Origin of the sequence: Actinoplanes sp. NBRC 103695 (assembly GCF_030269485.1) — a bacterium.
Taxonomy (GTDB): domain Bacteria; phylum Actinomycetota; class Actinomycetes; order Mycobacteriales; family Micromonosporaceae; genus Actinoplanes.
In genome coordinates this window covers 115671-134118 of record NZ_BSTL01000002.1, presented here as the reverse complement: position 1 = coordinate 134118, position 18448 = coordinate 115671, and the positions used below count along the sequence as shown (strand labels likewise).

Genomic DNA, 18448 nt, shown 5'->3' with positions numbered 1-18448 from the left:
GTGTCGAACCTGGCTCACGAACGGGCGGGCGAGGGTCCATGGTCACTGCAGCCAATAGATCATCGCGAACAGCGCGATCCACACGACGTCCACGAAGTGCCAGTAGTACGAGACCACGATCGCCGAGGTCGCCTGCGCCGGCGTGAACCGGCCCATGGTCGTCCTGATCATGTAGACGATGAAGGCGATGAGACCGCCGGTCACGTGCAGGCCGTGGAAGCCGGTGGTCAGGTAGAACATCGAGCCGTACCCGTCGGCCTGCATCGTGATGCCCTCGTGCGTCACCAGGTTGCGGTACTCGTTCGCCTGGCCGAGCACGAAGATCAGGCCCATCACGAAGGTCACCGTGAACCAGCGTCGCAGCCCGAACACGTCGCCCTTCTCCGCCGCGAACACGCCGAGCTGGCAGGTCACCGAGGACAGCACCAGGATCACGGTGAACGTGGTCGCGTACGGGATGTTCAGCGCCTCGGTGTGCTCCTCCCACAGCTGCGGCGCCGCCGCGCGGATGGAGAAGTACATCGCGAACAGCGCCGCGAAGAACATGAGCTCACTGGAGAGCCACACGATGGTCCCCACGCTGACCATGTTGGGTCTGGTCAGCGAGTGAATCCTGCTCTTGTCGATGGCTGAAGCCGCAGTCACGGGCTCATTATTGCCCCGCGATCAGGACAACATGTCGCGGGGGGCCCAATCCGGCGTGTGTCGCGCCCCGGTATAACGATCACCAGACCGGTGGGCCTAGCCTCGAACGGTGCATCTCGCCGAAATGCCTGCTCTCCTCGCCGACGGCGGGGATACTGCTCCCCCGCCGTTCACGGTGGGCGCGATCTTCACCGAGATCAACCTGACCAGTCTGATCGCGCTGTTCCTGGTGATCGGCGCCGCGCTCTACCTCTACGGCGTGTGGCGCCTGCGCCAGCGCGGGGACGCCTGGCCGGCCGGGCGTACGGTGGCCTTCCTGCTGGGCGGGCTGGGCTCGATCGCGGCGGTCACGGTCACCGGCGTCGAGGCCTACGACACCACCCTGCTGTCCGTGCACATGGTCCAGCACATGGTGCTGTCCATGGTCGGGCCGATCTTCCTCGCGCTGGGCGCTCCGGTGACTCTTCTCATGCGTACGGCCGGAGCACGCCCCCGCAAGACCCTGGTGTCCGTGCTGCACAGCCGCCCGATCGGTGTGATCACCTTCCCGCTGGTCGCCTTCGGCCTGTTCGTGGCCAACCCGTTCGTCCTCTACTTCACCGGCCTCTACCGGGCCACGCTGGAGCACGCCTGGCTGCACGAGCTGGTCCACATGCACTTCATCCTCACCGGCTGCCTGTTCTTCTGGCCGCTGCTGGGGCTGGACCCGTTGCCCAACCGGTGGCCGTACCCGGCTCGCGCCCTGCTCATGGTGCTCTCCGTGCCGTTCCACACGGTCCTCGGCCTGACGATCATGCAGAGCACCACGCTGCTCGGCGGCGACTGGTACCCGAACCTGGCCCTGGCCTGGTCCGATCCGAAGAACGACCAGGTCGTGGCGGGCGGCATCCTGTGGGCCGGCGGCGAGGTGGTGAGTGTCACGATGCTGGGCATCCTGGTGCTGCAGTGGATCAGGCAGTCGGAGCGGGAGGCACGCCGGATCGACCGGCAGCTGGACCGCGAGGAGGCCGCGGCCGGGACGAACCGCCCGCAGGCCGCCGAGGACTAGGCGATTCGCTACGATCGGCGAGCAGATACGAGCTTGGGAGCGCGGGAGACATGAGCGACAAGTACACCGTCCTGCTCTACAGCGACGACGTCGCCGTGCGCGACAAGATCCGGCTGGCCATCGGCCCTCGCCCCGCGGCGGACCTGTCGGTCGAGTACGCCGACGCGTCGACCTGGGAGGAGTGCCGCGACCTCCTGGACAAGTACGAGATCGATCTGATGGTCCTCGACGGCGAGGCGACTCCCGCCGGCGGCATCGGCATCGCCCGTCAGACCAAGGACGAGTACGCCGACCCGCCGCCCGTCTGCGTCGTGATCGCCCGTGCCGCGGACCGCTGGCTGGCGGCGTACGCGCAGGTCGACGCCACGATGCTCTATCCACTGGACCCGGTGACCACCGGACAGACGGTCGCCGGGATGCTCCGGGACCGCCGCAACGGCGTGGTCCCGCTGGGCACCATGGGCAAGCTGGGCTGATCAGAGATGGGCGACCGGACCTGGCCCAATCTTCTGAGCGCCGTCCTGGGCGGCGCCGAGCTCGACACGTCGGACACCGCCTGGGCGATGGGCGAGATCATGGCGGGCAACGCCACCCCGGTCCAGATCGCCGGCCTGGCGATGGCACTGCGGGCCAAGGGCGAGACGCCCGGTGAGATCGCCGGCCTGGTACAGGCGATGCTGTCTGCTGCGACGCTGGTCGAGCTTCCTGACGACGTACGCGCCGACGCTGTCGACGTGGTCGGCACCGGCGGCGACCGGGCGCACACGGTGAACATCTCCACGATGGCCGCGATCATCGTGGCCGCCTCGGGTGTCCGCGTGGTCAAGCACGGCAACCGCGCCGCCTCTTCCGCCTGCGGCACCGCCGACCTCCTCGAGTACTTCGGCATCCCGCTGGACCTGGGCCCGCGCGGCGTGGCCCGGACGGTCGCCGAGGCCGGCATCGGGTTCTGCTTCGCGGCCCGTTACCACCCCGGCATGCGACATGCGGCCGTCCCCCGCCGCGAGCTGGGCGTTCCCACGTTCTTCAACATGCTGGGCCCGCTGACCAACCCGGCCCGCCCGCATTCGGCCGCGGTCGGCTGCTTCGACCTGCGGATGGCTCCCGTGATGGCCGAGGTGTTCGCCCGGCGCGGCGACAGCGCCGTCGTGGTCCGCGGCGAGGACGGCCTGGACGAGTTCACCACCGCCGCGCCGACCCGAGTGTGGCTGGCCCGCGACGGCAAGGTCGAGGAGTCCCTGGTCGACTCGACGGAGCTGGGCCTGCCCCGGAGCAAGCCCGGCGACCTGCGGGGCGGTGACGCGCCGTTCAACGCCGACGCGGCCCGCCGGATGTTCGCCGGCGAGCAGGGGCCGATCCGCGACGCGGTGCTGCTCAACGCGGCGACCGCGCTGGCCGCGCACGCGGGCCTGCCGGGCGACTTCCGCGAGACGCTGCGCGCGGGCATCGCCCGGGCGGCGGAGACGGTGGACACCGGCGCGGCGACCGCCCTGCTGGACCGCTGGGTGACCGTGGCACAGGCCGCCAAGGCCGACGAGGCCTGAGCCCGCCCCCGGAGCCGAGGGGCTCGAGCCGCGCTGTGGCGCTCATCACCGGGCCTGCCTGAAGCGACACGCCGCGCCGCGTACAACGCTTCACCTGCCGTTCGTGGCAGCGTCGAACACACAGCCGGGGAATTCCACCTTCCGACGAGGAGAGGAGCCACCCGTGGGAGACCGTGAACTGCGCTGCGTGATTTGTGACCGCGACATGATGTTCGAGGTGCCGCCCTGCGGCGACGGGCACGACGACGACTGCCCCGAGTTGCTGTGCACTCGCTGCGGCGCCGCCGAGATGCTCTTCCCGCTGTCCCTGCGGGTCCGCCGCTTCCGCGGTGTGGCCCCGCAACAGCGCCGGGCGGCCTAGACAAGCTTCCGGGTCACCGCTCCCGCTCGGCGCGAGGTCACCGCGGCCGCTCCCCGCCAGGCGCCAGGTCACCGCGGCCGCTCCCCGCCAGGCGCCAGGTCACCGCGGCAGCCGACGCTGGGCTGGGGGGTAAAGGTCAAGGGATGCCAGGCGCCCGGGGTGCCCACTCGCCCTGGCTGCCGCCGCTCGCGGCCGTTGCCGTGCAGTGGTAGACCCTGGCGGTATCCGGGCCACTGATGCCGCCTTGCGCTACCACTTTCCGCAGCGGTGGTAGGTCCTAGCGGTATTTCGGCCCAGATGCCGCCAGGAACTACCACGTTTCAATGGATCTACCACTCGCGGCAGCAAGGCACGGCAGCAAGGCACGGCAGCGAGGGTTAGTCGGCACCCCGGGCGCCTGGCATCCCTTGACCTTTACTCCCCAGCCCAGCGTCGGCGGCCGCAGTGACCTCGCGCCCAGCTGGAGCAGCCGCGGTGACCTCGCGCCCAGCTGGAGCAGCCGCGGTGACCTCGCCAGGCGAGAGGTCCGCCGCGGTAATGCGAGAGACCGCCCCCGAGACCGCGACGCGGACGCGGACGCCCAACGACCGCAACACGCGCCTGGCAACAGCGACCGAAAAGCGGAAGCCCGCGCTCGGTGAGCGCGGGCTTCCGTCTACGTCAGAGCTCAGTGCTCGGCGGGGTGCCGGGTTCCGGAGTAGTACTCGAAGAGCAGGCCGCACGCCGACGTGATCACCAGGATCAGGCCCAGCGCGATCAGCCACCACATCCAGAACACCAGGCCGAGGCCGGCGATCGAGGCCGACAGCGCCAAGCCGAACGGCCAGTAGCTGCCGGGGCTGAAGAAGCCGATCTCGCCCGCGCCGTCGGCGATCTCGCCGTCCTCGCGGTCCTCGGGGCGCAGGTCGATGCGCCGGGAGACGAACCAGAAGAAGCCGCCGCACATCGAGCAGAGCAGGCCGGACAGGATCAGCGCGACCGTGCCGATCCACTCGACGCCGCCGCTGGCACCGTTGGTCCAGATGCCGTAGACGGTCGCCGCGGCGAACAGGAAGGCTGCGACGCCGGCGAAGATCTTGTATTCGGTCTTCAACTCAGGTCCTTACTTTCCCGCGGTGATCTGCGTCTGGCCGGACTGGTTCCAGCTCTGGCCGTGCCGGCGGGTGTCGAACGGCTTGGTGGTCACGGCGTACCGCTCGTCACCGGCGAAGCCGATCGCCTGCATCGCCGCCGCGGTGTCCGCGCCGTCCTTCTTGGCCTGCAGGAACTGGTCGAAGCGCTGCGGCGAGACCACGACCATCTCGAAGTTCATGAACGCGTGGTAGGTGCCGCACAGCTCGGCGCAGTGGCCGACGTAACGGCCCTCCTTGTCGAGGGTGACCTCGAACTGGTTGCGCACGTTGCCGGGGAACACGTCCCGCTTGAAAAGCAGCTCGGGCACCCAGAACGAGTGGATGACGTCCGGGCTGGTCTCCTCGAACCGGATGGTGCGGTCGGTCGGGAGCACGAGCAGCGGGATCTGGTCGTCCGAGCCCAGCGTGGAGGTCACCGTGCCGGCGTCCTTGCCCACGCCGTCGCGGTAGTTGAACTGCCAGTTCCACTTGAAGGCGACGACCTCGACGACCTGGTCGGGGTTACGCGAGAGCTTGTCGACGTCGGTCTGCACGATCGCGGTGTAGTAGAAGAGCACCGCCACGATCAGCACCGGCGTGACCGTGTAGAGGACCTCCATCGGCATGTTGAACCGGGTCTGCACGGGCAGCTCGTCGCCGCGCTTGCGGTACCGGATGATGCACCAGAAGATCAGGCCCCACACGAAGATGCCGACGACCAGTGCGGCGATCACCGAGGCGATCCACAGGTCGTACATCTTGTGGGCCTGCAGGCTGACGCCCGGTCCCGGCCAGCCGAAGTGGCCGAAAGCGCCGCCGACATCCTCCAGCGAGCAGCCGGACAGCAGCGCCAGCAGCCCCGCCGCGACGGCGCCGAGCCCGGCGATCCGGGTGGCCCGTGGCCGAGCGGTCCTACTCTTTACGCCCACGTGCTCCAAGCCTCCTATGCAGCGCCGTCCCGTTGCCGAACCGGACACCGACGCCCAGGCGTTACCGACGGTCGCACATTACTCGACCAGGCCCTACCGATCCGTTGCGGGGTCCGATCTTCACGACTCCGGACACGCGCCGGACGCCTGCCTTCAACAACCGGACGATACCGTTTCCCAGGTGAAAAACTCCGCCGATCCGGCCGGTGCGGCGTCGTACTTCGACGCCGCCACCGCAGCTCCCCTGCACCCTGTGGCACGCGAGGCCTGGCATGCCGCCCTGGACGACGGATGGGCGGACCCGGACCGGCTCTACGCGAGCGGGCGGCGGGCACGCCGGCTTCTGGAGGCGGCTCAGGCCGCCGTCGCCGAGAGTCTCGAGGTACGACCGGACGAGCTCTCCTTCTGGCCGTCGGGTACGGCCGCGCTGCACGCCGGGGTCCTGGGCGGCCTGGCCGGGCGGCAGCGGGCGGGCGCCACGCTGGTCCACTCGGCGATCGAGCATTCGGCGGTCCTGCACATCGCCGCCCAGCATGTCGCCGCCCAGCAGGGCGATGCCACGTCGGTGGGTGTGGATCTGCTCGGACGGCTGGACCTGGAGGCGTGGGACGCGGCGGTGTCCGCGCCGGGGGTCGCGCTCGCCTCGTTGATCAGCGCCAGCCACGAGGTCGGGACGGTGCAGCCGGTCGAGGTGGCCGGCGCGTACTGCAAGGAGGCCGGGGTTCCGCTGCTGGTGGACGCGGCCCAGACGCTCGGCCGCGCCCCGGTGCCGGAGGGTTGGTCGTTGCTCACCGCCAGCGCGCACAAGTGGGGTGGCCCGCCGGGGGTGGGGCTGCTCGTGGTCCGCAAGGGGGTTCGCTGGCGTTCCCCGTACCCCGGTGATGATCTTTTTCGCCCGCAGCCGCGGGGCGCGGCGGACATCCCGGCCATCGTCGCGGCCGCGGCTTCTCTGCGCGCCGTGCTGGACGAGGAGGACACCGAGGCCAAGCGGCTGTCCGCGCTGGTCGAGCGGATCCGTGCGGAGGTGGCCCGGTCGGTGCCGGACGTCGAGGTGGTGGGCGATCCGGAGAACCGGCTGCCGCACCTGGTGACGTTCTCCTGCCTGTACGTGGACGGCGAGGCGCTGCTGCACGCGCTGGACCGGGCCGGGTTCGCGGTGTCGTCCGGCTCCTCGTGCACGGCGTCCACGCTGCAGCCGAGCCACGTGCTGGAGGCGATGGGCGTGCTCAGCCACGGGAACGTGCGGGTGTCGCTGCACCGGGGCACGACCGCGGAGGAGGTGGACCAGTTCCTGGCGGTGCTGCCGGGGCTGGTCACCGGGATCCGGGCGGAGGCGGGGATGTGACCGAGATCGACTGCCTGGGCCGCCGTTGTCCGATCCCGGTGATCGAGCTGGCCAAGGCCGCGCGGTCGGCGCCGGTCGGCGAGGTCTTCCGGGTGCTGGCAGACGACCCGGCCGCCGCCAACGACATCCCCGCCTGGTGCCGCCTGAAGGGCCAGGAGTTTCTAGGGCAATCCGGTCACGCGTTTGAGGTGCGCAAGATCAAGGATTGAGGTACGCGACGACGGGCGGAACCGGCTCCGCGGCCAGGAAGGTGTCCACGACCAGGCGCGGTCCCAGATAGGGCTCGTACTCGGCCTGCCGCTCCAGCACCCGCACCCAGTCGGGGATGCCGTCGTGGTCACGCGTCGCGAACCGGGCCTCCACCCGGCGGCGATGCTCGGCGGCGTCCCCGCACATCACCTCGACCACGCGCAGCGGCACGGACAGCCGCTCGGACAGGTCGACCCAGAGCTGGCGGGCGGCCCGGACCGGGTTCACCGCGTCGACGATCACGCTGTGCCCGGTCCGGAGCTGTTCCTCGGCCAGTGCCGCCACCACCCCGTACGCAGCGAACCCGGGCCGCTGCTCGCTGACCTGGTAGCGCTGGAGGGTGAAGTCGACGGTGTCCACGGGCAGCACCACGGCCGGCAGAGCGGCCGCGACCCGCGCGGCGAGCGTGCTCTTGCCGACCCCGGGCAGCCCGGCGAACACCGCCAGCACGGACATCGTGGTCTCAGGCCGGCAGGTGCGGCTTGATCTCGGCGGCGGCCTCGGCGCCGTACGAGTCGGCGAAGCGCTTGGCGAAGTCGTCGCCCTTCACCTCGTACTCCTGGCCACCGGCTGTCTCCAGCACCAGGGCCGCCACCAGCGAACCCACCTGCGCGGAGCGCTCCAGGCCCAGCCCCCAGCCGACGGCGGCGAAGAAGCCGGCCCGGAAGCCGTCGCCGACACCGGTCGGGTCGGTCGCGATCACGTCGCGGGCGACCGGAACGTGGATCCGGTCGATGCCGTGGCCGGTGATCTCGACGCCGTCCTTGCCCAGCGTGGTGACCCGGATCTTGACCTGGTCGAGCACCTGGTCGCTGGTCAGACCGGCCTTGGTCTCCAGCATCGACCGCTCGTACTCGTTGGTGAGCAGGAACTCGGCGCCCTGGATGAGGGCCATCACGTCGCTGCCCTCCATGCGGGCGAGCTGCTGCGACGGGTCGGCGGCGAACCTCAGCCCGCGGTCGCGGCACTCCTGCGAGTGGCGCAGCATCGCGGCCGGGTCGTTCGCGCTGATCAGCACCAGGTCGAGCCCGCCGGCACGGGCGTCGACCGGCCCGAGCTCGATGTTGCGGGCCTCGGACATCGCGCCCGCGTAGAACGAGGCGATCTGGTTGAGGTCGTCGTCGGTCGTGCAGACGAACCGCGCGGTGTGGGCGACCTCGCTGATGTGCACCGAGCCGCAGTCCACGCCGTGCCGCTCGAGCCACGACCGGTAGTCGGCGAAGTCGGCGCCGACCGCGCCCACGAGGATCGGCGTGAGGCCGAGCAGGCCCATGCCGAAGGCGATGTTGGGTGCCACCCCGCCGCGGCGCACCACCAGGTCGTCGACCAGGAACGACAGCGACACCTTGTGCAGCTGGTCGGCGATCAGGGACTCGGTGAAACGACCGGGGAAGTGCATCAGGTGGTCGGTGGCGATCGAGCCGGTAACGGCGATCTTCATGTCGGCCCTCGATGTAGTGAACGGGGGGTTGCCCGACGAGCCTACCGGCACACCACAGACAACACAGGCCGCCCTCCAAGAGAGTGGAGAGCGGCCGGCATCACAACACAGGCCGCGCCATCTCCATCAGAAACAAGATGGAGAGCGGCCGGCGTCGTACGAAGATCAGTGGAAGCTGTCACCGCAGGCGCAGGAGTTCTGCGCGTTGGGGTTGTCGATCGTGAAGCCCTGAGCGTCGATCCGGTCGGCGAAGTCGATCTTCGCGCCGGCCAGGTACGGCGAGCTCATCCGGTCGACCACGACGCCAACGCCGTCGAAGTCGGTGACGACGTCGCCGTCGAGCGAACGCTCGTCGAAGAAGAGCTGGTAACGCAGGCCGGAACAGCCACCAGGCTGAACGGCGATGCGCAGGCGCAGGTCGTCGCGCCCTTCCTGCTCGATGAGGGCCTTGACCTTGACAGCGGCAACGTCGGTCAGGATGACGCCAGTCGGCGCGGCGGCCGTGGTGGCCTCGGTCGACTCGGTGTGCGCTTCAGTGGTCACTGCGGATCTCCCAGCTTGCGGACGGTTATGCCGTTAATCAGCAACGCTAGCCCCGTTGCCGGTGATTCCCAATCCGGGAGACCCGGATCACGCTTTAGTCGAGTTTCGGGTGGGGGCGGGGTCGGCGGATGTGCGGCTCCATTGTCCCGCCAGGCGGGCGCCGATCTCACGCAACCCCCGGACGGGTTCGGCCAAGGCCTGCTCGGTGCTGCCGAAGTGGTCGACCAGGGAATGCGTCTCGGTCACGCCCGCCGCGGCCGCCTCACGCATCCCGGTCTCCACCCGGCCGGCCACCACCACGCACGCCAGGCCGCGGTCCCGGGCGCCGTTCGCCACGCCGGCGGCCACCTTGCCGCGCAGGCTCTGGTGGTCGAACGAGCCCTCGCCGGTGATCACCAGGTCGGCGCGGTCGAGCTCGGCCTCCAGGCCGATCGCCTCGGTGATCAGCGCGATGCCGGACACGACCCGGCCGCCCAGGGCGAGGAGCGCGGCGCCCAGCCCGCCCGCGGCGCCGCCGCCCGGGGCCGTGGTCAGGCCGGTGACGCCCAGGTCACGTTCGAGGACGCCGGCGAAGTGCTCCAGCGCGGCGTCCAGGCGGAGCACGTCCTCCCGGGAGGCGCCCTTCTGCGGGCCGAAGACACTGCTGGCGCCGTGCAGGCCGGTCAGCGGGTTGTCGACGTCGGTGGCGGCGATCAGGGAGATCGGGCGGAGCGTAGGGGTTCCGGCCAGTTTGTCCGCGCTGGTGAGCGGGCCGCCGCCGTACGGGAGGGCGTACCCGGCCACGTCGATCGGGCCGGCGCCGAGCGCGGCGAGCATCCCCGCGCCGCCGTCGTTGGTGGCGGAACCGCCCAGGCCCACGATGACCTCGGTCGCGCCGGCCTCGGCGGCGGCCGCGATCAGCAGGCCCAGGCCGTACGAGGTGGTGCGGCCGGGGTCGCGCTCCTCGCTGGTCAGCAGGTGCAGGCCGCACGCCTGGGCGCTTTCCACGTACGCCGTGGTCCCGGCCAGCAGCACCTCACCCGGCACCGGGCGGCCCAGCGGGTCGACCGTGCGTACGGGCAGCCGGCGGGACCCTTCGATCGCGGCGGCGAGCACCTCGACGAAGCCGGGACCGCCGTCGGCCAGCGGGCGCAGCACCATCTCGTCGTCCGGCTTCGCCTCCCGCCAGCCCTCGGCGACGGCTTCCGCGGCGGCGGGGGCGGACAGGGTGCCGGCGAATTTGTCGGGGCAGATGAGTACGCGCACGCAGTGACCGTACAGGCGACGCACAGCCACCTGTGTCACCGTGGGTGGCATGGCCACTCTCATGCAGCGACTGCAGATGTTCCTCCGCAGCCCGCGGGGTCAGCGGATCGTCGACCAGGGCCGGCACCAGATGGCGAAGCCGGAGAACCAGGCCCGCGCCCGCCGCCTCTTCAGCAAGCTCCAGGGCCGCAAGCGCTACTAGTAGCAGCACAGCGTGGTGAACACCACCGTTAACTAGCCACGACGCTGTGCAAACATGGGGCTCGTGACGTCTACCTGGACTGAACCTTCCAACACCGCCACCGCCTTGCTGCTGCTCGGCCGGGGCACCGACCCCGCCAGCGAGCGCGGGGTGGACTGCCCGGGCGACCTGCCCGCGCCCAGCGACCCCGGCCTGGTCGAGCGGGCCAGGGCCGCGAAGGCCGCGCTGGGCACCCGTGTGTTCGTGCTCGGTCACCACTACCAGCGCGACGAGGTCATCCAGTTCGCCGACGTCACGGGCGACTCGTTCAAGCTGGCCAAGGAGGCGGCGGCCCGGCCGGACGCGGAGTTCATCGTCTTCTGCGGCGTGCACTTCATGGCCGAGAGCGCCGACATCCTGACCTCTCCGGCCCAGCGGGTCGTGCTGCCCGACCTGGCGGCCGGCTGCTCGATGGCCGACATGGCGGTGCTCGGGCAGGTGGAGACCGCCTGGGAACAGTTCGAGGACCTGGGCATCGCCGATCAGATCGTCCCGGTGACGTACATGAACTCGTCGGCCGACATCAAGGGCTTCGTCGGCCGTAACAAGGGCGTGGTGTGCACCTCGTCCAACGCCAAGCGGGCCCTGGACTGGGCCTTCGAGCAGGGCAGCAAGGTGTTCTTCCTGCCCGACCAGCACCTCGGGCGCAACACGGCGGTCCTGGAGATGGGCCTCACGCTGGACGACTGCGTGCTCTACGACCCGCACAAGCCGAACGGCGGGCTCACCGCCGAGCAGCTGCGCGACGCGAAGATGATCCTGTGGCGCGGGCACTGCTCGGTGCACGGGCGCTTCACCATCGAGAGCGTGCGGGAGGTGCGCGAGCGCGTACCCGGCGTCAACGTGCTGGTCCACCCGGAGTGCCGGCACGAGGTGGTCCGGGCGGCCGACCAGGTCGGCTCGACCGAGTACATCATCAAGGCCCTCGAGGCCGCGCCGGCCGGTTCGGCCTGGGCGGTCGGGACAGAGCTCAATCTGGTACGCCGGATGGCGCTCGCGCACCCCGACAAGCAGATCATGTTCCTGGACCGGGCGGTCTGCTACTGCTCCACGATGAACCGCATCGACCTGCCCCACCTGGTGTGGGCGCTGGAGGAGCTGGTCGCCGGCCGGGTGCCCAACCAGATCACGGTCGACGGGGACACCGCGCACCACGCGCGGGTGGCGCTCGACCAGATGCTGGCCCTCCCGTAGTCGATTACCCACAGTAAGGCGCTGTTACCCGTACGCACGGGTGTGTCTTTCTGTTGCCTTAATCATCAGGGATTCGTGCCATCTCGCGGCTTGTGGTGACTGCCGCCCGCATCACGCAGGGCTATGCTCTCCGGGCCCCTCATACCCGCCGGGCGGGTCACCCGCCCCCTCTGGAGGTTCCGTTGACCGACGACGTCTTGGCTGTGCACGGCGGTGCGCCGCTGCACGGACAGATCCGGGTCCGTGGCGCCAAGAACCTGGTCTCCAAAGCCATGGTGGCCGCCCTTCTGGGCGAGACACCGAGCCGCCTGTACGACGTTCCCGGCATCCGTGACGTGGAGGTCGTGCGCGGCCTGCTCGAGCTGCACGGCGTCAAGGTGAGCGACGGCGCCGACGACGGCGAGCTGGTGATGGACCCGACGCACGTCGAGACGGCCAGCACCGACGAGATCAACGTGCACGCCGGGTCCAGCCGCATCCCGATCCTGCTCTGCGGTCCCCTGCTGCACCGGCTCGGCCACGCCTTCATCCCCGACCTGGGCGGCTGCCACATCGGCCCCCGCCCGATCGACTTCCACATCCAGGCGCTGCGCGAGTTCGGCGCGGTCGTCGACAAGGAGCCGGAGGGCATGCACCTGAGTGCGCCCAACGGCCTGCACGGCGCCAAGCTGGAGCTGCCCTTCCCGAGCGTGGGCGCCACCGAGCAGGTGCTGCTCACCGCGGTCCGCGCCGAGGGTGTCACCGAGCTGCGCAACGCGGCCATCGAGCCGGAGATCATCGACCTGATCTGCGTGCTGCAGAAGATGGGCGCGATCATCACGGTGCACACCGACCGGGTCATCGAGATCCAGGGTGTGCCCAAGCTGCACGGCTACAGCCACCGTCCGATCCCGGACCGGATCGAGGCCGCCAGCTGGGCCGCGGCGGCGCTGGCCACCCGCGGCGAGATCGAGGTGCTCGGCGCACGCCAGGCCGACATGATGACGTTCCTGAACGTCTTCCGGTCGATCGGCGGCGAGTTCGAGATCACCGACGAGCGGGTCGGCCGGCCCGGCGTCACCCCGCACGAGGGCGGCATCCGCTTCTGGCACCCCGGCGGCGAGCTGCAGGCCGTGGCGCTGGAGACCGACGTGCACCCCGGCTTCATGACCGACTGGCAGCAGCCGCTGGTGGTCGCCCTGACCCAGGCGCGCGGGCTCTCGATCGTGCACGAGACCGTGTACGAGCAGCGGCTCGGCTACACCGACGCGCTCAACGCCATGGGCGCCACGGTCCAGGTCTACCGCGACTGCCTGGGCGGTACGCCGTGCCGGTTCGGCCGCCGCAACTTCAAGCACTCCGCGGTGATCGCCGGCCCGTCCAAGCTGCACGCCGCCGACCTGGTCATCCCCGACCTGCGGGCCGGCTTCGCCCACCTGATCGCGGCGCTGGCCGCCGAGGGCACGTCGAAGGTGTACGGCGTCGACCTGATCAACCGTGGGTACGAGCACTTCGAGGACAAGCTGGCGGCACTGGGCGCACACGTCGAGCGGCTCTGATCTCTGACCGTTTCGCCAAGGGCGGCAGCGCGGTGTAGGCCGAGCTGCCGCCCTTCGTTACCCTTCATGTCGTGCCCTCGCTGTTTCGTCGCAAGACCGAAGACATCCCCGCCGCCTCCGAGCCGGTGGAGGAGGTCGAGCCTGCCCGGCCCAAGAGCTACACGCCGAGCAAGAAGGAGCTGGGTCAGGCGACGCCCAAGCGGGTGAGCAACCAGCGGCGGGTCTCCGAGCCGGCCCCGCAGAACAGGCGCGAGGCGTACAAGAAGATGCGCGAGCACCAGCGCGAGGAGCGGGCCGAGGCCTCGGCGGGCATGCGCGCCGGCGACGAGCGTTACCTGCTGGCCCGCGACCGGGGTCCGGAGCGGGCCCTGGTGCGCAACATCGTCGACTGCCGCCGGACGGTCGGCACCTACTTCTTCGCCGGGGCGATCATCGTGCTGATCGGCTCGTCCACCCGGATGCCGCAGGCCGTGCAGATCGCCGCCAACCTGCTGTGGGCGATCCTCGCGGTCGGCGTGATCATCGACAGCTGGCTGATCGCCCGCAAGGTCCGGGCGCTGGTCCGCGAGCGTTTCCCGAACACGTCGCAGAAACTGGGCGCGCTCTCGCTGTACGGCATCATGCGCGGCCTGACGTTCCGCCGCATGCGCGTGCCCAAGCCGGCCGTGGCGCTCGGCGACAAGGTCTGAACGACCGGTTGACGTCTTCCCGCACGGCGCGCCGGCGCGGTAGGCGGGCGGTAGATCGACGGTGCAGCCTTCTCCCATGACCACGATCGACGTCCTCGTCATCACCGCGCTCAAGGACGAGTACGACGCCGCGGCGGCGGTCGCCGGCGGGGCGGGCTGGACCGGGCACGACGCGGGTGGCGCCGCGCCCTACGTCACCACCACTCACCGCGGGCTCTCGGTCGCCCTCGCCCGCCCCACCCAGATGGGCGGGCGCAGCACCAGCCCGATCGTCACCACCCTGACCGACAAGCTGCGGCCCACCTGCCTGGCGATGTCCGGCGTGTGCGCGGGCAACCCCCGCGAGACCGCCCCCGGCGACGTGATCGTCGCCGCACCGGCATACCAGTGGGACGAGGGCAAGCACTCCCCCGGCGGCGTCTTCAAGGCCGACATCCAGCAGTTCCCGCAGGACACCCGGTGGGTCCGCGCGGTGCAGGACTTCGACCCGGCCGGCCTGCCCAGCCACGGCTCCGCCTCCGACGAGGAGGCCGCCGTCTGGTACCTCGAACGCCTCCACAAGGGTCAGAACCCGCGGAAACATCCGGCCCGGGACCGCTACTTCCCGCACTCGACCTGGAGCCCGCGGCTGGGGCGGCTGGAGTCCGACGGGCTCATCGCCTGGCAGGACTCCCAGCTGGTGCTCACCGAGGCCGGCCGCGACCAGGTCAAACGCTCCCTCTACATCACCGTGGACGGCCCCGGCCGTCTGCCGTTCAAGGTGGCGGCCGGGCCGATGGCCAGCGGCGGCGCCGTCATGTCGGACCCGCGGATCTGGGACCGGCTCGAGGTCAGCACCCGTAAGATCCTCGGCCTGGAGATGGAGGCCGCGACCATCGCGACCATCGCCCACGAGCGGCGGGTGCCGCACTGGCTGGTCGCCAAGGGCGTGATGGACCACGCCGACCTGGACAAGGACGACCGCTTCAAAGCCTTCGCCGCGCGCGCGTCCGCCGAGGTGCTCTTCGCCCTGCTCGGCCGGCTGCTCACCCCTGCGACCAGGGCGCCCCGGCCGTCCACCCGGGCGCAGCTGATCCCCGGCATGGTGAAGCTCGAGATCGTCCGCCGGCTCACCTACGACTGGCAGGACCTGGCCGACGTCGTCGGCGTCCCCTCGCACGAGACGGGCCGGTTCCGCTCCGGCGACGAGCCGCGCGGACTGTGGGACTGGCTGGCCGCCCGGGACCGGCTCGGCGACCTTCCGCGCGCACTGGACGAGATCGGCCGGCCCGACCTGGCCGGCCTGCTCCGCCCGTACGCGGAATAAAGGTCTCAGATCCGGGCGCGGGCCATCACCTCCTCGTCGGTGAGCGGGCTGCTGGGGTGATGGCTGAGGCTCATCGGCGTACGCACCTTGACCGGCGCCTCGCCCTCGAGGGCGACGTAGAACACGCCGGCGGTGAGGTTGCCGATGTCCGGCACGTCGCCGCCCTTCACCTTGGCCATCTCCCGGGCGGCCTCGATCTGGGCGGGAGCGCTCAACCGTCCGAAGAACTGGGTGGCGGCGTTGCCCGGGATGCGATTGTGCAGGCCCTTCGGCGCCTGGGTGGCGAAGATCAGCCCGAGGCCGTACTTGCGCGCCTGGGAGGCCAGGGCGAGCGTGCTCTGCGTGCACGCGGTCATCCCGCCGGACGGCGCGAAGTTCTGCGCCTCGTCCATGACCAGCAGGCCGAGCAGCGGCCCGTGCTGCGCGGGATGCTTCTTGATCCACGCGAAGAGGCTCATCTGAAGCTGGTTGACGAAGCCCTGAGCGGCCTCCGGCGACAACCCGATGAAGCTGATCACCGAGATCCGCGCCCGCTTCCCCGCCGACGGGGTCAGCAGCGTCCCCGGCTCCATCGGCGAGCCGTCCCCGCCGAACATCGGATCGTTGTCCATCGCCGCGGTGAGCGTCTGGGCGAGATCCGCGGCGATCTTCGCGGCGTCCCGCAGCTCGCTGATCCCGTCCGGCAGATCGCTGAGCAGCGCGATGAGTCCCCGCAGGTCGCTGCCGCCCTCCCGCCCGTAGAACTCGACCGTCCTGCGCAGAACGGCCGTGCCGAGCAGGACCTTCTGCGTACGGCCCACCAGGTTCGCCCGCGGCGCCAGCGCCGCGGCGGCAGCCTCGACCGCCGCGCCGAACTCGTCCGGGTCGTCCCGCACACTCAGAAAGTCGGGCAGCGGCTGAAAGCTGAGCGGCCGCCCGGTCTCCCGCCGCGGCGTCCAGGTGAGCACCTCGACCTCATGCTCGTAGCGCGCGGCGAGCGCTTCGTCGCCCGCACCCCATCCGGTCGGCGGCGCCGGCCACTTGTCACCCAGCCGGGCCAGATCGTTGTTGGGGTCCAGCACGATCGCCGAGACGCCCTGCAGCGCGCACTCCTCGACGATGCGGCGCAACAGCACGGTCTTGCCGGACCCGGACGCGGCGAAGATCGCGGCGTGCTTGCGGAGCGCCTCCAGCGAGATCGACGACGGTACGTCGTTCTCGATGCCGCGGCCGATGGTGAAGCCCATCTCGTCCGAGGGCGTCTCCGTCTCGGCGATACGGGCGGGTTCCCCGGTCCACGCTTCGGCGTCGGCCAGCGCCTCCTTGAAGAAGGCGATCTGCTCGGTGGGGCGCTCGCGGACCAGCCAGGCCTGAAGCTGGGCCGGGTTCTCCGCACGGAGCCCGTGCAGGGCGGACAGCACACGCAGATCATCCTTGGTGACCTCGAGAGTGACGCCGCCGTCCTGCTTGAGCTTCCGGATCTCCTCCTGCGTCTTGGCCGACTGGCTCCAGGGGCCGTTCCGGAGAAGGAAGAGTTTGCGCTTCGCCACGTCGGTGTTCAGGCCGGCGGCGGTACGGGCACGCCGCATCCGGTGCAGGGCGGCCGTGCCGTGGTGGGTGTCGCTGATCGCCCGGAACGACCATTGAGCCTGATCCTCCGTCCGGGACTGGTCGGACGAAGCCGCCCGCTCCTCCTCGGTGCGCTCGTCCAGGTCTCGGCGCAACCGGGCATGCAGATCCGGTTTGGAGCTCGGCGGCGGGTCGACACTGAACTTCGCGCCGTTCTCTCCGCGTTCGGCGATCCAGGCCTGAAGTCCCACCGCGAGAAGGGCCGGGAAGGTGGTGTCCTCCGAGTCCCGCTCGAGCGGTGAGGTCACGTCCGCACCTCGCTTCAGCTCCTCGAACCTCGCCTCGATCCGGGCGAGCGCGTCCTTCGGAATTTTCGGCGGCGGCGGGGCTGTCATCTGCTGGTCCTCGCTCGGCACATCGCTGAGGCGCCTCAGTTCGCGAACTTCACCGTCGACGAGACAGGCCCGGATGTGCCGGTCGATGTCGATGAGCAGCCTGCGGGGTGTGTAGTCAGTGGTCTCGTCGAAGACCTCCGCCCGGATCGGCCAGGTCGGATAGGGCGGAGTGAAGTCCACGGCCGCGAAGCGATCGGAGAACCGCTTCTCGATGAGGGCGCGGGCGATCTGCGGATTTCGGATGCCCTGGAGCGCCATGCAGCGCCGGAACCTCGGGGCGAAGGACGCCGTGGCGTGATCCTCGATCAGCGACCAGTTGGTCGAGAGCAGCGTCACCATGGTCACGGTCCGGCGGGTCATGTCCCGAAGGTCGGTCAGTCCGTTCGCGAGGTCCACCACGACGCCGGCCTCGGAGTATTTGACGTCGTCCTCATGTGCCGCGGCTTGAGCGAGAGCCGTGTCGATCTGGTCGAAGGCGATGACGGTCGGGCCGGTCAGCGCGAGGATCCAGGAGATGTCCCGGACGAGCTCCTGAGCCGTGCGCCGCTTGCGGATCCCCCACTCCTTGAGATCCGCCGCGACCGCTTCCTCGCCGCCGAAGTAGCTCTCGGCGATGTCCTGATGGTCCTCGTCGTCCGACGAGCGCAAGGCCAGCGCGCGCAGGGTGTCCCGGCACTGCAGGGCGACGTGCCGATCGAACTCCGTCAGACCCTGGACGAACGCGTCGAGCGCGCTCCGGGTCAGTTCGGTGTCACCCATCACCGCGCGCCGCGCGGTCCGGGGAGCTCCGATCCGGGACGAGAGGCGTCGCAGCAGCAACTCCAGCTGCGTTTCACCACCCGCCGTGTCGCGTGCCAGGCCGTCCAGCAGGAACACCAGGACGCCCTGCCAGAAGTTCCGCTCGTCGAGCAGCCCGATCAGGAAGAAGTAGCCGCCCTGCTGCTGGGCCTGCTCGCGGACCCAGCCGAGCAGGTGGGTCTTGCCCGTGCCATGACGGCCCTCCAGAACAAGCCCGATCGGACTGACGTCGGCACTGTCCCTGGCATCGGCGATGCTGCCGCGGACATCTCGCACG

At 70.4% G+C, this 18448-nt stretch carries 19 protein-coding genes; 11 read left to right on the top strand and 8 right to left on the bottom strand.

The window, feature by feature from the left end; all coding sequences use genetic code 11:
- Positions 1-42: 42 nt before the first annotated feature.
- Positions 43-645 carry an aa3-type cytochrome oxidase subunit III gene (ctaE, locus tag QSK31_RS02990; RefSeq protein WP_285680681.1) on the bottom strand — a complete coding sequence of 201 codons (603 nt, stop codon included), beginning with the start codon at positions 643-645 and terminating at the stop codon, positions 43-45.
- Between the two features lie 124 nt (positions 646-769).
- Here ctaE and QSK31_RS02985 point away from each other — a divergent pair, with 124 nt between their 5' ends.
- The 4 genes from QSK31_RS02985 to QSK31_RS02970 all read left to right on the top strand — a co-directional run bounded on the left by QSK31_RS02985 (position 770) and on the right by QSK31_RS02970 (position 3598).
- Positions 770-1693 (top strand): cytochrome c oxidase assembly protein, encoded by a 924-nt coding sequence (locus tag QSK31_RS02985; RefSeq protein WP_285681366.1) that lies wholly within the window; start codon positions 770-772, stop codon positions 1691-1693.
- A gap of 50 nt (positions 1694-1743) precedes the next feature.
- A complete protein-coding gene (locus QSK31_RS02980; protein ID WP_285680679.1) occupies positions 1744-2169 on the top strand; it encodes a hypothetical protein in 426 nt (141 codons plus the stop codon).
- Positions 2170-2175: 6 nt separating this feature from the next.
- Positions 2176-3237, top strand: coding sequence for an anthranilate phosphoribosyltransferase (gene trpD / locus QSK31_RS02975; RefSeq protein WP_285680677.1), 1062 nt, complete (start codon positions 2176-2178; stop codon positions 3235-3237).
- A 163-nt stretch (positions 3238-3400) separates the two neighbouring features.
- Positions 3401-3598, top strand: a complete 198-nt coding sequence (locus tag QSK31_RS02970; protein ID WP_285680676.1) for a hypothetical protein — start codon at positions 3401-3403, stop codon at positions 3596-3598.
- 667 nt (positions 3599-4265) lie between these two features.
- On the opposite strand, the gene QSK31_RS02965 is transcribed toward QSK31_RS02970, so the two are convergent.
- Positions 4266-4691 carry a cytochrome c oxidase subunit 4 gene (locus tag QSK31_RS02965; RefSeq protein ID WP_285680674.1) on the bottom strand — a complete coding sequence of 142 codons (426 nt, stop codon included), beginning with the start codon at positions 4689-4691 and terminating at the stop codon, positions 4266-4268.
- A 9-nt stretch (positions 4692-4700) separates the two neighbouring features.
- Positions 4701-5639 (bottom strand): aa3-type cytochrome oxidase subunit II, encoded by a 939-nt coding sequence (gene ctaC, locus QSK31_RS02960; RefSeq protein ID WP_285680673.1) that lies wholly within the window; start codon positions 5637-5639, stop codon positions 4701-4703.
- Positions 5640-5820: 181 nt separating this feature from the next.
- Here ctaC and QSK31_RS02955 point away from each other — a divergent pair, with 181 nt between their 5' ends.
- Together QSK31_RS02955 and QSK31_RS02950 are read left to right on the top strand one after the other, a co-directional pair.
- Positions 5821-6984 (top strand): cysteine desulfurase family protein, encoded by a 1164-nt coding sequence (locus QSK31_RS02955; protein WP_285680672.1) that lies wholly within the window; start codon positions 5821-5823, stop codon positions 6982-6984.
- Complete coding sequence (locus QSK31_RS02950; RefSeq protein WP_285680670.1) at positions 6981-7193, top strand: sulfurtransferase TusA family protein; 213 nt, start codon at positions 6981-6983, stop codon at positions 7191-7193. Before QSK31_RS02955 ends, QSK31_RS02950 begins: the two co-directional genes overlap by 4 nt.
- Here QSK31_RS02950 and QSK31_RS02945 read toward each other — a convergent pair.
- From QSK31_RS02945 to QSK31_RS02930, 4 genes are all read right to left on the bottom strand, one after another.
- Complete coding sequence (locus QSK31_RS02945; RefSeq protein ID WP_285680667.1) at positions 7183-7689, bottom strand: P-loop nucleotide/nucleoside kinase family protein; 507 nt, start codon at positions 7687-7689, stop codon at positions 7183-7185. The genes QSK31_RS02950 and QSK31_RS02945 overlap by 11 nt on opposite strands.
- Positions 7690-7696: 7 nt before the next feature.
- Positions 7697-8674 carry a carbohydrate kinase family protein gene (locus tag QSK31_RS02940; protein ID WP_285680666.1) on the bottom strand — a complete coding sequence of 326 codons (978 nt, stop codon included), beginning with the start codon at positions 8672-8674 and terminating at the stop codon, positions 7697-7699.
- A 165-nt stretch (positions 8675-8839) separates the two neighbouring features.
- Positions 8840-9217, bottom strand: a complete 378-nt coding sequence (gene erpA / locus QSK31_RS02935; protein WP_285680664.1) for an iron-sulfur cluster insertion protein ErpA — start codon at positions 9215-9217, stop codon at positions 8840-8842.
- Between the two features lie 87 nt (positions 9218-9304).
- Positions 9305-10462 carry a glycerate kinase family protein gene (locus tag QSK31_RS02930; RefSeq protein ID WP_285680662.1) on the bottom strand — a complete coding sequence of 386 codons (1158 nt, stop codon included), beginning with the start codon at positions 10460-10462 and terminating at the stop codon, positions 9305-9307.
- Between the two features lie 49 nt (positions 10463-10511).
- Between QSK31_RS02930 and QSK31_RS02925 the strand changes: the two genes are divergently transcribed.
- The 5 genes from QSK31_RS02925 to QSK31_RS02905 all read left to right on the top strand — a co-directional run bounded on the left by QSK31_RS02925 (position 10512) and on the right by QSK31_RS02905 (position 15430).
- Positions 10512-10664, top strand: coding sequence for a hypothetical protein (locus QSK31_RS02925; protein ID WP_285680660.1), 153 nt, complete (start codon positions 10512-10514; stop codon positions 10662-10664).
- Between the two features lie 63 nt (positions 10665-10727).
- Positions 10728-11897 carry a quinolinate synthase NadA gene (gene nadA, locus QSK31_RS02920; protein ID WP_502872887.1) on the top strand — a complete coding sequence of 390 codons (1170 nt, stop codon included), beginning with the start codon at positions 10728-10730 and terminating at the stop codon, positions 11895-11897.
- Between the two features lie 182 nt (positions 11898-12079).
- Complete coding sequence (gene murA / locus QSK31_RS02915; RefSeq protein ID WP_352244353.1) at positions 12080-13435, top strand: UDP-N-acetylglucosamine 1-carboxyvinyltransferase; 1356 nt, start codon at positions 12080-12082, stop codon at positions 13433-13435.
- Positions 13436-13506: 71 nt separating this feature from the next.
- The gene (locus QSK31_RS02910) at positions 13507-14124 is read left to right on the top strand and encodes a DUF3043 domain-containing protein (protein WP_285680656.1); all 618 of its coding nucleotides are present in this window, start codon (positions 13507-13509) and stop codon (positions 14122-14124) included.
- A 76-nt stretch (positions 14125-14200) separates the two neighbouring features.
- Positions 14201-15430, top strand: a complete 1230-nt coding sequence (locus tag QSK31_RS02905; RefSeq protein ID WP_285680654.1) for a 5'-methylthioadenosine/S-adenosylhomocysteine nucleosidase family protein — start codon at positions 14201-14203, stop codon at positions 15428-15430.
- Between the two features lie 5 nt (positions 15431-15435).
- Here the strand turns inward: QSK31_RS02905 and QSK31_RS02900 are convergent, their stop codons facing one another.
- Entirely contained in the window at positions 15436-18447 is a 3012-nt protein-coding gene (locus QSK31_RS02900) for an ATP-binding protein (protein ID WP_352244352.1), read from the bottom strand.
- Position 18448: the final 1 nt, after the last annotated feature.

Bases quoted from the DNA above. Each gene is read 5' to 3' on its own strand.
- QSK31_RS02985 (WP_285681366.1), top strand. From the start codon at position 770: ATGCCTGCTCTCCTCGCCGACGGCGGGGATACTGCTCCCCCGCCGTTC.
- QSK31_RS02925 (WP_285680660.1), top strand. From the start codon at position 10,512: ATGGCCACTCTCATGCAGCGACTGCAGATGTTCCTCCGCAGCCCGCGG.
- QSK31_RS02945 (WP_285680667.1), bottom strand. From the start codon at position 7,689: ATGTCCGTGCTGGCGGTGTTCGCCGGGCTGCCCGGGGTCGGCAAGAGC.
- QSK31_RS02905 (WP_285680654.1), top strand. From the start codon at position 14,201: ATGACCACGATCGACGTCCTCGTCATCACCGCGCTCAAGGACGAGTAC.
- QSK31_RS02980 (WP_285680679.1), top strand. From the start codon at position 1,744: ATGAGCGACAAGTACACCGTCCTGCTCTACAGCGACGACGTCGCCGTG.
- QSK31_RS02940 (WP_285680666.1), bottom strand. From the start codon at position 8,674: ATGAAGATCGCCGTTACCGGCTCGATCGCCACCGACCACCTGATGCAC.
- trpD (WP_285680677.1), top strand. From the start codon at position 2,176: ATGGGCGACCGGACCTGGCCCAATCTTCTGAGCGCCGTCCTGGGCGGC.